Below are 13,407 nucleotides of genomic sequence, written 5' to 3' on the forward strand. Positions count from 1 at the left end.
CTGCATAGCAACCACAGCATTTCCTAAGCGACTCTTAATCTGGGCCAGCACCCGATAGAAGTCAGCCCCGGTGCGGTCCATCTTGTTGACGAACACCAAACGGGGAACATGGTATTTATTAGCTTGTCGCCAGACCGTCTCGGACTGAGGCTCCACACCACCCACCGCACAAAACACAGCACAAGCCCCGTCCAGAACCCTGAGAGATCGCTCGACTTCAATCGTAAAGTCGACGTGACCAGGCGTGTCGATAATATTTATCCTGTGCTCTGCGTGCTGCTTCCACATGCCAGACCAAAAGCATGTTGTCGCTGCAGACGTAATAGTGATGCCTCGCTCCTGCTCTTGAGCCATCCAATCCATGGTAGCAGCGCCATCATGCACTTCGCCAATCTTGTGCGAAACCCCCGTGTAAAACAGAACTCGTTCAGTAGTGGTGGTTTTGCCCGCATCGATGTGGGCCATTATGCCTATGTTCCGATAGCGCTCTATCGGCGTTTTGCGAGCCACTCTAATACCCCGAAGGCATCAACCCCTACCAGCGATAGTGAGCAAAAGCCTTGTTCGCTTCAGCCATTCTATGAGTGTCTTCCCGCTTCTTAGCAGCCGCGCCACGACCTTCGGACGCATCCAACAACTCGCCAGCCAGTTTCGCGGCCATAGTCCGCTCATTACGCTTCCGAGCCGCGTCGATCAGCCAACGCATTGACAACGCCAATCTGCGCGCCGGACGCACCTCCACCGGCACCTGATAGGTTGCCCCCCCTACACGCCGGGACTTCACTTCAACTCTAGGCTGAACATTTTCAAGCGCCTTTGCAACGAGCTCCAGCGACTCTTTGTGCCCTTTAAGCTCAATTACATCCAATGCGCCATATACGATTTTCTCAGCAACAGATTTTTTACCGTCCACCATGATCATATTCATGAATTTGGACAGCATATCGCTACCAAACCGCGGATCGGGATTTACCGGTCTTTTTGCCGCAACTCTTCTTCTAGACATTGTTTATCAACCTTTATTTCTTAGGCCGCTTGGCGCCATACTTTGAACGCCCGCACTTTCTATCCTTTACGCCTGAAGTATCCAAGCTTCCCCGCACAACGTGATACCGGACGCCAGGCAAATCCTTGACCCTGCCACCACGAATCAGAACCACCGAGTGCTCCTGCAAATTATGCCCCTCGCCGCCAATGTAACTACTTACCTCGGCTCCGTTGGTTAACCGCACCCTAGCAACCTTCCGCAACGCTGAGTTAGGCTTCTTAGGTGTTGTCGTGTAAACACGAGTACAAACGCCGCGTCTTTGCGGGCAAGCTTCCAACGCAGGCACATTGGTTTTTTCAATTTTTTTAGCACGAGGCTTACGGACCAACTGATTGATCGTGGCCATTCTTAACTACTCCAAATATGCAATGTTAATAAGCAATACAATTAGTCGCCTAACTGGATAGCATTGCCCCACCCAAATCGCTTGGCTGATGTGAGCAGAGCATAATACCCGCAGATCATTGTAAGGTCAAGCTTTTTTACTAGAGTTATTCTACATTCAAGGCCTGCTTCAGTGCTTCCTCAACATCTACAACTTCGACTGAAGACATGCCGGATTCCAACCCGTTCGCCAAATCGGCATGTCGCTTTTTGCGCCTTTGCTCGTGATAGGCCAACCCTGTACCCGCTGGAATTAAACGACCAACGATCACATTCTCCTTCAGTCCATTCAGGCTATCGCTGATACCTCGTACTGCGGCATCGGTCAACACTCTAGTGGTTTCTTGGAAAGATGCGGCGGATATAAATGACTCAGTCGCCAATGATGCCTTGGTAATCCCCAGCAGCAAGGAGTCATAGCTCGCGGGAATCTTTCCTTCTTTTTCCGCTTGTTCGTTAACAATATTGACCAATACTCGCTCCACCTGCTCACCTTTAACAAAATCGGTGTCGCCGGAAGCGGTAATTTCGACCTTCCTAAGCATTTGCCGAATAATAGCCTCAATATGTTTATCGTTGATTTTTACGCCTTGCAGACGATAAACATCCTGAATTTCCTTAACGAGATAGTCGGACAACTCCTCGATACCTCGCAAACGCAGAATATCATGCGGAGTCAATTCACCTTCGGCAATAGTTTCGCCCTTTTCAACAAACTCGCCCTCGAATACCGTGATATGGCGCCACTTAGGAATTAGTGTTTCGTACTGCTCGCCCTCGGCATCGGTAATAATGACCCTTTGCTTGCCCTTAGTCTCTTTCCCAAACGAAACCATACCGGTGGCTTCCGCCAAAATAGCCGGATCCTTGGTTTTCCTGGCTTCGAACAAGTCGGCAACGCGCGGCAAGCCGCCCGTGATATCTCGAGTCTTACTTGACTCCTGGGGTATACGAGCCAATACGTCACCAACTTTCACTTCGCCGCCATCCTTAACCCCCACAATTGCGCCAGCGGGCAAGAAGTATTGAGCTGGAATATCTGTTCCAGGCAAGTTAATTTGCCCGCCTTGGTCGTCTATCAACCGAACCATAGGCCGCAATTCCTTACCAGCAGTACTTCGTTGCTTAGGATCTGTAACCACGCGCGACGTCAAACCGGTAACTTCGTCCGATTGCTCCTGAACCGTGATACCGTCGATGAAATCAATAAGCTGAATAAAGCCATCCACTTCGGTTATAACCGGATGAGTGTGTGGATCCCAGTTAACGATAATATCCCCGGCGCTGACGCGCCCGCCGTCATCAACAGAAAGAACCGCGCCGTAAGGAATTTTATAGCGCTCTCTTTCGCGGCCGTAATCGTCCATCACGCCAACCTCACCGGAACGGGATACCGCCACCAGGTTGTTTTCGCGGTTTCTAACAGTCTTAAGATTATTCAGTTTTGCGGTACCGCTGGATTTAACCTGCACATTGCTAACAGCCGCGGACCTAGAGGCTGCGCCACCGATGTGGAAGGTCCGCATCGTCAATTGAGTACCCGGCTCGCCGATCGATTGCGCGGCGACGACGCCTATTGCCTCGCCACTGTTGACCAGATGCCCACGCCCCAAATCACGACCGTAACACTTGGCACAAACACCAACCCGAGATTCGCAGGTAATGACCGAACGAACCAGCATTTTATCGACGCCGTTTTCTTCCAAGACCGTGACCAGATTTTCGTCGATCATCGTCCCGGCCGGAATCAGCACTTTCGAACCGGAAGCGTCGGTGACATCAACTGCCGCCACGCGGCCCAGCACCCGGTCAACCAATGGCTCGACTACATCGCCACCTTCAATGATTGGCGTCATGGTCAATCCATTTTGGGTGCCGCAATCCAGTTCAGCGATCACTAAATCCTGCGCAACATCTACCAGACGCCGGGTCAAATACCCGGAATTCGCGGTTTTCAACGCGGTATCCGCTAACCCTTTACGAGCGCCGTGCGTCGAGATGAAGTACTGCAGTACGTCCAGACCTTCGCGGAAGTTCGCGGTAATCGGCGTTTCGATAATCGAGCCATCAGGCTTCGCCATCAAACCGCGCATCCCCGCCAATTGTCGAATCTGGGCGGCGGAACCCCGCGCGCCGGATTCGGCCATCATGAAAATCGAGTTGAACGATTTTTGCTTGACGTTATTCCCTTGCGCGTCGACCACCTCATCTTCGCCCAAGCCTTCCATCATCACTTTCGCGACTTGATCGTTAGCCCGTGACCAAATGTCGACGACCTTGTTGTAGCGTTCGCCGTCGGTCACCAAACCTGACGCGTATTGATTTTGAATTTCGTTAACTTCCGCTTCGGCGGACCGAATGATATCGGCCTTCTTGGCCGGAATTTCCATATCCTCGATACCAAACGAAACGCCCGCTCTGGTCGCGTATTTGAAACCCAAGTACATGATTTGGTCGGCGAGAATGACGGTTTCTTTTATCCCTAAATAACGGTAGCTATAGTTAATTAACCGCGAAATGTTTTTCTTGGTCATATCGACGTTAATCAGCTCGTACGGCATGCCATCGGGCGCGATTTCCCAAATCAGCGCGCGACCGACCGTCGTTTGTTTACGGCTGGTGATGCTTTCCCATTCGCCGTCGGCATTCTTCAATTTTTCGGTAATTCTGACCTGGATTTTGGTTTGCAATTCGACCGTTTTGGCGTCCAACGCTTTCATCACTTCAGCCAAATCGGTAAATACGCTACCCTCGCCGACGGCGTTAATTTTTTCGCGGCTAATGTAATACAGTCCCAAAACAACGTCTTGCGACGGATTGATCACCGGCTCGCCGTTAGCCGGCGACAAAATGTTGTTAGTTGCCATCATCAGAGTCCGCGCTTCCAACTGCGCTTCAATGGACAACGGAATATGCACGGCCATTTGGTCGCCGTCGAAGTCGGCGTTGAACGCGCTACAGACCAAGGGGTGCAATTGGATTGCCTTGCCTTCGATCAGCGTCGGTTCGAACGCTTGAATGCCCAAACGGTGGAGAGTCGGAGCCCGGTTTAACAACACCGGATGTTCGCGAATCACCTCTTCGAGAATATCCCATACCTCGGCGCCTTCGCGCTCGACCATTTTTTTGGCGGCCTTAATCGTGGTTGCCAAACCGCGCAGCTGCAGTTTGCTGAATATGAAAGGCTTGAACAGTTCCAACGCCATTTTCTTCGGCAAACCGCACTGGTGTAATCTTAGCGTCGGCCCCACCACGATCACCGACCGGCCCGAATAGTCGACCCGTTTGCCCAACAAATTTTGGCGGAAGCGACCTTGCTTGCCCTTGATCATATCGGCCAGCGATTTCAGCGGGCGCCGGTTGCTACCGGTAATGGCCCGACCCCGGCGGCCGTTATCCAGCAAGGCATCAACGGCTTCTTGCAGCATTCGCTTTTCGTTGCGAACAATGATGTCCGGCGCATTCAGGTCCAGCAAGCGGGTCAAGCGGTTATTCCGGTTGATGACGCGGCGGTACAGATCATTCAAGTCGGAAGTCGCGAAACGACCGCCGTCCAACGGCACCAGCGGACGCAACTCGGGCGGCAGCACCGGCAACACGGTCATGATCATCCATTCCGGGCGATTATTGGACGCCAACAGAGAATCGATGACCTTCAGCCGCTTAGAATACTTTTTAATCTTGGTGTCGGAATTGGTCGAATTGATCTCTTCCTTCAACTTGTTGATTTCGTCTTTCAAGTCGATGGATTTCAACAGGTCATAGATCGCTTCGGCACCCATTTTGGCGACAAAATCATCACCATGCTCTTCCATCGCATTCAGATACTCTTCGTCGGTCAGTAACTGACCTTTCTCCAGCGGCGACATGCCGGGATCGGTGACGACGAATGTCTCGAAATACAGCACGCGCTCTATCGAACGCAGAGTCATATCCAGCAACAACGCAATACGCGACGGCAGGGACTTCAGGAACCAAATGTGCGCAACGGGGCTCGCCAGATCGATATGACCCATCCGTTCGCGGCGAACCTTGGACAGCGTCACTTCAACGCCGCACTTTTCGCAAATGACGCCACGGTGCTTCAAGCGCTTGTATTTACCGCATAAGCATTCGTAATCGCTGATTGGACCGAAAATTTTGGCGCAAAACAAGCCGTCACGCTCTGGCTTAAACGTACGGTAATTGATTGTTTCGGGCTTTTTAACTTCTCCGTACGACCATGAACGGATCATGTCGGGAGAAGCCAAACCAATGCGGATAGCGTCGAAGTCTTCGGTACGACCTTGACGTTTTAAAAAATTCATTAAATCTTTCAAGAGCTTATCCTCTTTAATTGTTATCCGATGTTGTCCAGAACCAAATCCAGAGCCCGATTACTCTTGTTCCATTTCAATGTTAACGCCGAGCGAACGTATTTCCTTGACCAAAACGTTGAACGATTCCGGCATTCCTGCCTCCATCGAATGGTTTCCGTCAACGATATTTTTATACATACGGGTACGACCGGTAACATCGTCGGATTTCACGGTCAACATTTCCTGGAGGGTATAAGCGGCGCCATATGCTTCCAGAGCCCATACCTCCATTTCTCCAAAACGTTGACCGCCGAATTGCGCCTTGCCCCCCAGCGGCTGCTGCGTGACCAAACTGTAAGGACCGGTCGAACGCGCGTGCATTTTGTCGTCAACCAAGTGGTTCAGTTTAAGCATGTACATGTAACCGACAGTCACTTCGCGTTCGAACGGTTCGCCAGTCAATCCGTCGTATAACCGAGTTTGCCCGTGTTCGGGCAGATCGGCTAGGCGCAACATTTCACGGATATCCTCTTCGGAAGCGCCATCGAATACCGGCGTTGCCATTGGCACGCCCCCCACCAAATTGGCCGCCAACTCCAAAACTTCTTTATCGGAGAACGAATCCAGATCTTCCTTCCGTCCGCTACAGTTATAGATTTTTTCGAGATAACCCCGAATTTCAACGACTTTGGCCTGGGCTTCCAGCATTTTGCCGATCTTGATGCCCAACCCCTTGGACGCCCAGCCCAAATGGGTTTCCAATACCTGTCCGACGTTCATCCGCGAAGGTACGCCCAACGGGTTTAACAAGATGTCGATAGGATTGCCATCCGCGGTATAAGGCATGTCTTCGATCGGTACGATTTGGGAGATAACCCCTTTGTTACCGTGGCGGCCCGCCATCTTGTCGCCGGGCTGAATACGCTTTTTGACAGCCAAATAGACTTTGACCATTTTCAGCACGCCTGGCGCCAAGTCGTCACCCATCGTGATTTTTTTCTTTTTCTGTTCGAAACGTTCGTCGAATTCCTTGCGTTGCTGTTCGATATGCTCGGCTATCGTTTCCAACTGAACATTGATATCCTCGTCCTGAGTCTTGATTTTCATCAACTCCGAAGGGACCAGACCATCCAGATAATCGCGGACGATTTCCTCGCCTTTTTTCAGACCGTTCGGCCCTTTTTCAGCCTTCTTGCCAACCAGCATGGCTTTGACCCGGGCGAAAATATCGTGCTCAACGATTTTCAATTGGTCGTCCAAGTCTTTACGGTAGCGCTTGATTTCGGCTTCTTCGATTTCCAGAGCCCGCTTGTCCTTCTTAACCCCGTCGCGAGTAAACACTTGCACGTCGATGACGGTTCCCCGAACGTTACCCGGCACTCTCAACGAGGTATCTTTCACGTCGGCCGCCTTTTCGCCGAAAATGGCTCGCAATAGCTTTTCTTCCGGCGTCAATTGAGTTTCGCCCTTGGGAGTCACTTTACCAACCAGAATGTCGCCGCCTTTAACTTCGGCCCCGACATACACGATGCCGGACTCATCCAGTTTGGATAGCGCCTCTTCGCTGACATTCGGAATATCGGCGGTGATTTCTTCGGGCGCGTGCTTGGTTTCCCGGGCAACGCAAGTTTTCTCTTCGATATGGATCGTTGTAAACCGGTCTTCCTTGACCACGCGCTCGGAGACCAGGATCGAATCTTCGAAGTTGTAGCCATTCCAAGGCATGAAAGCTATCAGCATGTTCTGCCCTAAAGCCAACTCACCCAAGTCGGTCGAAGGACCGTCGGCGAGGATGTCACCCTTATTCACAATATCGCCGAGCTTGACCAGAGGCTTCTGGTTTATGCAGGTGTTTTGGTTAGAGCGGGTGTATTTAATTAAATTGTAAATATCGACACCCGGTACGCCGGCGACGGTTTCGTCATCATTGGCTCTCACCACAATCCGGGCCGCGTCAACCGCTTCGATACGACCGCCACGAGTCGCTACAACGGTTACCCCGGAATCCTTCGCGACGACACGCTCCATTCCGGTACCGACTAACGGCTTCTCCGCTCGCAAGGTCGGAACCGCTTGTCGCTGCATGTTGGAACCCATCAGCGCCCGGTTAGCGTCGTCATGTTCCAAGAACGGAATAATCGATGCCGCCACCGAAACGATCTGTTTGGACGACACGTCCATGTATTGCACCGTGTCGGATGAGGCCAGCGTAAATTCGTCTTTATAGCGGCAAGATACCAAGCCCTCGACCAGCTTGCCGTGTTCGTCAACCGCGACACTGGATTGGGCAATCACATACTCGCCTTCCTCGATAGCCGAAATATAATCGACTTGATCGGTCACCATGCCGTTGACCACTTTACGGTATGGCGTCTCAAGAAAACCGTATTCGTTGGTTCTGGCATAGACCGACAGCGAATTGATCAAACCGATATTCGGTCCTTCAGGTGTTTCAATCGGGCAAACCCGACCATAGTGTGTGGTATGAACGTCGCGGACCTCAAAACCGGCGCGCTCCCTGGCCAAACCACCCGGACCCAATGCCGACACCCTGCGCTTATGGGTGACTTGGGACAGCGGGTTGTTTTGATCCATAAACTGGGACAATTGGCTTGAGCCAAAAAACTCTTTTACCGCGGCGGAGACGGGTTTGGCATTGATGATTTCCTGAGGCATCAGCCCTTCGGAGTCAGCCAATGTCAAGCGCTCTCGAACCGCCCGCTCGACTCGGACCAAGCCAATCCGAAATTGATTTTCAATCATTTCGCCCACCGAGCGTACCCGCCGATTGCCTAAGTGATCGATATCATCGACGATACCGTTACCGTTGCGGATTTTGATCAGCTCCTTTAATACGTCAATAATATCTTCCTTGCTCAACGTACCTGTACCGATGATTTCTTCTCGCCCCAAGCGCCGATTAAATTTCATCCGGCCGACTGCCGACAAATCGTAACGCTCATCGGTGAAAAACAGGTTTTCGAACAGGTTCTCGGCGGATTCAACCGTGGGTGGTTCACCCGGGCGCATCATCCGATAAATTTCCACCAAAGCCTCCAAGCGATTGGTGGTCGTATCCAGACGCATCGAGTTGGAAATATAAGGGCCCCTGTCCAAATCATTCACGTACAAGGTGTTGATCTGGCTGACACCGGCATCTATCAATTTTTGCAACAAGTTCTCAGTCAATTCGTCGTTAACGCTTGCTAACAATTCACCTGAGGATGTGTCTACCACGTTGTGGCCAAGGATCTTCCCGAACAAATAGTCGCGCGGCACCTCAATCTCGGTAACGCCGGATTTCTCTAGTTGTCGAACGTGTTTCGCGGTAATGCGCCGACCTTCCTCAATCAGCACCTTTCCATCATGCTTGATGTCAAACACCGCCATCTCGCCACGCAATCTTTCCGGAATGACGTGGAACATGAATTTATCGGCGCTCAACGAAAATTTATTGGTATCGAAGAAAATTTGAATCATTTCTTCGTTGTCGTAACCCAAGGCACGTAACAAGATCGTTGCAGGAATCTTTCTGCGGCGGTCGATACGCACGTAAACCGCATCCTTGTGGTCGAACTCGAAATCCAACCAAGAGCCGCGATAAGGGATCACCCGCGCGTTAAACAGCAATTTACCGGAAGAATGAGTTTTACCTTTATCGTGGTCGAAAAACACCCCAGGCGAACGATGCAATTGCGACACGATGACGCGCTCGGTCCCATTGATAACAAACGTGCCGTTTTCGGTCATCAATGGCAACTCACCCATGTAGACTTCTTGCTCGCGAATATCTTTCACGACTTTGGTGTTGGCCGGTGCGTCCTTATCGTATATCACCAAGCGAACCATTACTCGCAATGGAGCTGAGAATGTGGCGCCTCGTTGCTGACACTCTCTGACGTCGAACGCCGGCTCACCCAAACGATACTTGACATATTCCAGAACCGCGTATCCTGAGTGGCTAACCACTGGAAATACACTCGAAAATGCAGCATGTAATCCTTGATTGCGTCTTTTTTCGGGGTCCGCACCCAACTGCAAAAAATTTGCGTAAGAATCAATCTGTGTTGCTAAAAGATAGGGAACTTCGAGTACTTCCGAACCTTTCCCAAAGTTATTACGGATGCGCTTTTTTTCGGTAAAAGAATAGGCCATATTGCTTCTATACCTTCGTCGTCAGGGATGATTTACTACCGTTTGTTTTACAAACAGTAAAAGGCCGGCGGTAAAATACCGCCAGCCCGGTTTGCTGGGCATTCGCTGCCCAAGGTGCTGTCGAAATAATTATTTGATTTCGACAGTTGCGCCGGCGTCTTCCAGTTCTTTCTTGGCGGCTTCCGCTTCTGCTTTGTTGACAGCTTCCTTGAGAGTCGTAGGGGCGCCTTCGACAGCGTCTTTTGCTTCTTTCAAGCCCAAACCTGTCAATCCGCGCACCGCTTTAATGACCGCGACTTTGTTTTCGCCGAAGCCGGTCAAAATTACGTCGAACTCAGTTTGTTCTTCAACAACAGCCGCCGCCGCAGCAGGAGCAGCTATCGCCACAGCCGCAGCCGCGGATACACCGAATTTTTCTTCCATTGCAGAAATCAAATCAACGATTTCCATGACAGTCATATTCGCGACTGCTTCCAAAATATCTTCTTTTGAGATTGCCATTCTTAATTCCTCTAAATTTAATACTAATTAACTGGTTAAGGCGATAGTTATGCAGCTTCTCTCTCGTCTCTGATAGCCGCCAGGGTTCTGGCGAGTTTTTCAACGGGCGCTTTCATAACCGACATCAGCATACTGATGCCCTGATCGCGAGTCGGCAGTCTGGCCAAACGTTCCAGCTCGGAACCATCAAACGCTTGACCACCGATCGCAACAACCTTCGCAACCAGCTTATTGTTTTCTTTCGCGAATTCGCTCACCAACCGCGCGGCGGCACCTGGATCTTCCATTGAAAATGCCAGGATCAGCGGCCCGACTAAACCATCCTGCATACATTCAAATTCAGTCCCAGAAACGGCGCGTTTAGCTAATGTGTTTTTGACGACCCGCAGATAAACGCCGGTTTCTCGCGCGGTTTTACGCAACTTGGTCAACTGGGTAACTGTCAGTCCACGATATTCCGCGGCAACGGCGGAGTGAGCTTTGGCGGCGAATTCAGCAACTTCCTCTACGACAACTTTTTTGCCATCTAAATTGAGTGCCACATATTTCTCCAAGTATTTTCCGATGTCATATCAGAAACTATAAAACGCATCTTTACGATGCTCCTTACGGTCCCTTTCACCATCGATGGTTCCAGCTTCCGTCTGCGTAGGATGATTAAGCTTACGCCCCTACGGTCTTTGACGGTTGCCGTTAACCGGCAACCCAAAGTCGTGAATTTGTTTAGATATCGACGCTACTCTGGTCGATAGACAGGCCTGGGCCCATTGTCGAAGACAAGGAAATCTTTTTCAGATAAACGCCCTTCGCGGCAGTCGGCTTAGCTTTTTTAAGGTCGGCAATCAAAAATTCCAGATTTTGTTTAATTGCCAGTTCGTCGAATGAAACCTTACCAATCGAGCAATGAATAATGCCAGCCTTATCGGTGCGGTATCTAACTTGACCGGATTTTGCGTTTTTCACGGCAGTAACAACATCCGGCGTCACGGTGCCAACCTTCGGGTTTGGCATTAAGCCTCTTGGACCCAGAATTTGACCCAGCTGTCCAACGACCCTCATCGCGTCAGGCGATGCAATGACTACATCGAAATTCATTTCGCCGCGTTTAACTTGTTCCGCCAAATCATCCATACCTACAATATCCGCGCCGGCTTCTTTTGCAGCGTCGGCATTTGGGCCTTGCGTAAAAACCGCTACTCTTACGGTTTTGCCAGTCCCATTCGGCAACACGGAAGCGCCACGAACATTTTGATCGGATTTTCTGGGATCGACGCCGAGATTAACACTAATATCGACTGATTCGTCGAACTTGCTATTGGCGAATTCTTTTAGCAAACTGATAGCTTCTGAAATACTGTACTGTTTATTTCTCGAAACTTTTTCTTTAATTGCTTTTGCACGTTTTGTGATTTTAGCCATTACACGCCCTCCACGTTCAAACCCATGCTACGAGCGCTACCTGCGATTGTTTTAATAGCCCCTTCCATATCGGCCGCATTCAAATCTTCCATTTTAGTTTTGGCAATTTCTTCGAGTTGTTCGCGCGTGACGGTGCCGACTTTATTGGAATTCGGCTTACTGCTACCGCTTTTGATTCCAACCGCTTTTTTTAGCAAAATCGAAGCTGGTGGTGTTTTAGTAATAAATGTGAAGCTCTTATCGCTATAAACTGTTATTACAACAGGAAGCGGCAAACCTTTTTCAACCTCTTGCGTGCGGGCATTAAACGCCTTGCAAAACTCCATGATGTTAACACCGCGCTGACCAAGCGCAGGCCCTACCGGTGGACTTGGATTTGCCTCGCCCGCTTTTACCTGTAACTTGATGTACGAATCAATTTTTTTTGCCATTTTTTACTCCTAAACGGGTATTAGCGCTTTCCAGCTCCCCAACAAACAAAAATCCCTGTCACCTCGGCGACAGGGATTTGCATAAACTCTCAATGCAAAAATTAGACTTTTTCAACCTGTCCGAACTCTAATTCAACAGGAGTAGACCTTCCGAAAATCAAGACCGATACCCGCAACCGGCTCTTCTCGTAATTGACTTCTTCGATGCTTCCATTGAAATCCTTGAACGGTCCATCAACGATTCGCACCACTTCGCCAACTTCAAATAAAACTTTCGGCCGAGGCTTGTTTACGCCTTCTTCAACTCTACTGAGTATTGCCATCGCTTCCTTGTCTGAAATAGGTGAGGGCTTATCCGAGGCGCCACCGATAAAACCCAAGACACGAGGCACATTTCTAACGAGATGCCATGTCTCGTCGTTCAATTCCATCTGCACCAAAACGTAACCTGGAAAAAATTTGCGCTCGCTTTTACGCTGCTGGCCCATCCGCATTTCGACGACCTCTTCGGTCGGAACCAAAATCTTTCCGAAATACTCGCTCAACCCTTCGCGCTTGATTCTCTCTTCCAGGGCTTGCTTGACTTTGTTTTCAAAGTTTGAATAGGCGTGAACCACATACCAACGTAGCGCCATTTACTTAATCCCCAGATTCATCAAAAGCTGAACACCCCAAAACAGGAACATATCAAGCAACCACAGTATCAAACCGACAATGAACACCATCAGGAACACCATCAACGTGGTCCTGACTGCTTCGTCGCGAGTTGGCCATACAATGCGCTTAAATTCCTGCTTCGCCTCAAGCATAAACGCCCAAAACTCCCTACCCTTCGCGGTGGTAAACGAAATTGCAACCGATCCTGCAATTAGCGCAACCAACCCGAGAACCCGATACAGCAGCTGAAAATCCGAAAAATAATAAAACGCAACGATGCCAACCAGCACTACAGCTAGTGATAAAGCCAGCTTTACTATATCGCCTACCGAAGTAGCCTCTTCTGCTTGTGCGTTCATTGGTCGACTAAAGATAAATTAAGAAGGGGACTCTGGGTGGCAGGCCAGGAGGGACTCGAACCCCCAACTTGCGGTTTTGGAGACCGCTGCTCTACCAATTGAACTACTGACCTATTCCAGAGAACTCATTGTGCAGCCACCTAACGGCGACTTAT

Annotated in this window: 11 protein-coding genes and 1 tRNA gene; all 12 read right to left on the reverse strand. The window is 50.2% G+C overall.

Translation table 11 applies throughout. The features are described 5' to 3' along the window. On the reverse strand, window positions 1–510 hold a 510-nt coding region (locus AC3B8H_RS12590), incomplete at its 3' end, for a GTP-binding protein (protein ID WP_488441917.1). A gap of 25 nt (window positions 511–535) precedes the next feature. Next, on the reverse strand, window positions 536–1,006 hold the full coding sequence (rpsG, locus tag AC3B8H_RS12595) for a 30S ribosomal protein S7 (RefSeq protein WP_488441918.1): 471 nt from the start codon (window positions 1,004–1,006) through the stop codon (window positions 536–538). 13 nt (window positions 1,007–1,019) lie between these two features. Continuing rightward, window positions 1,020–1,394 (reverse strand): 30S ribosomal protein S12, encoded by a 375-nt coding sequence (rpsL, locus tag AC3B8H_RS12600; protein WP_013820393.1) that lies wholly within the window; start codon window positions 1,392–1,394, stop codon window positions 1,020–1,022. Between the two features lie 145 nt (window positions 1,395–1,539). Then, on the reverse strand, window positions 1,540–5,739 hold the full coding sequence (rpoC, locus tag AC3B8H_RS12605; RefSeq protein WP_488441924.1) for a DNA-directed RNA polymerase subunit beta': 4,200 nt from the start codon (window positions 5,737–5,739) through the stop codon (window positions 1,540–1,542). 69 nt (window positions 5,740–5,808) lie between these two features. Next, entirely contained in the window at window positions 5,809–9,885 is a 4,077-nt protein-coding gene (gene rpoB / locus AC3B8H_RS12610; protein WP_488441919.1) for a DNA-directed RNA polymerase subunit beta, read from the reverse strand. Between the two features lie 129 nt (window positions 9,886–10,014). Then, a complete protein-coding gene (gene rplL / locus AC3B8H_RS12615) occupies window positions 10,015–10,386 on the reverse strand; it encodes a 50S ribosomal protein L7/L12 (RefSeq protein WP_488441920.1) in 372 nt (123 codons plus the stop codon). Window positions 10,387–10,433: 47 nt separating this feature from the next. After that, the gene (rplJ, locus tag AC3B8H_RS12620; protein ID WP_488441921.1) at window positions 10,434–10,928 is read right to left on the reverse strand and encodes a 50S ribosomal protein L10; all 495 of its coding nucleotides are present in this window, start codon (window positions 10,926–10,928) and stop codon (window positions 10,434–10,436) included. Window positions 10,929–11,109: 181 nt separating this feature from the next. After that, a complete protein-coding gene (gene rplA, locus AC3B8H_RS12625; RefSeq protein WP_488441922.1) occupies window positions 11,110–11,805 on the reverse strand; it encodes a 50S ribosomal protein L1 in 696 nt (231 codons plus the stop codon). Continuing rightward, window positions 11,805–12,236: a 50S ribosomal protein L11 gene (gene rplK, locus AC3B8H_RS12630; protein WP_064023907.1), complete on the reverse strand. Its 432-nt coding sequence runs from the start codon at window positions 12,234–12,236 to the stop codon at window positions 11,805–11,807. The genes rplA and rplK overlap by 1 nt, the downstream gene beginning before the upstream one ends. 101 nt (window positions 12,237–12,337) lie before the next feature. Then, the gene (gene nusG / locus AC3B8H_RS12635; RefSeq protein ID WP_064023908.1) at window positions 12,338–12,871 is read right to left on the reverse strand and encodes a transcription termination/antitermination protein NusG; all 534 of its coding nucleotides are present in this window, start codon (window positions 12,869–12,871) and stop codon (window positions 12,338–12,340) included. Then, window positions 12,872–13,252: a preprotein translocase subunit SecE gene (gene secE, locus AC3B8H_RS12640; protein ID WP_488441923.1), complete on the reverse strand. Its 381-nt coding sequence runs from the start codon at window positions 13,250–13,252 to the stop codon at window positions 12,872–12,874. A 37-nt stretch (window positions 13,253–13,289) separates the two neighbouring features. Next, window positions 13,290–13,365, reverse strand: a tRNA-Trp gene (locus AC3B8H_RS12645). Between the last annotated feature and the right edge of the window lie 42 nt (window positions 13,366–13,407).

The organism is Methylomonas sp. BG-2 (assembly GCF_057766305.1).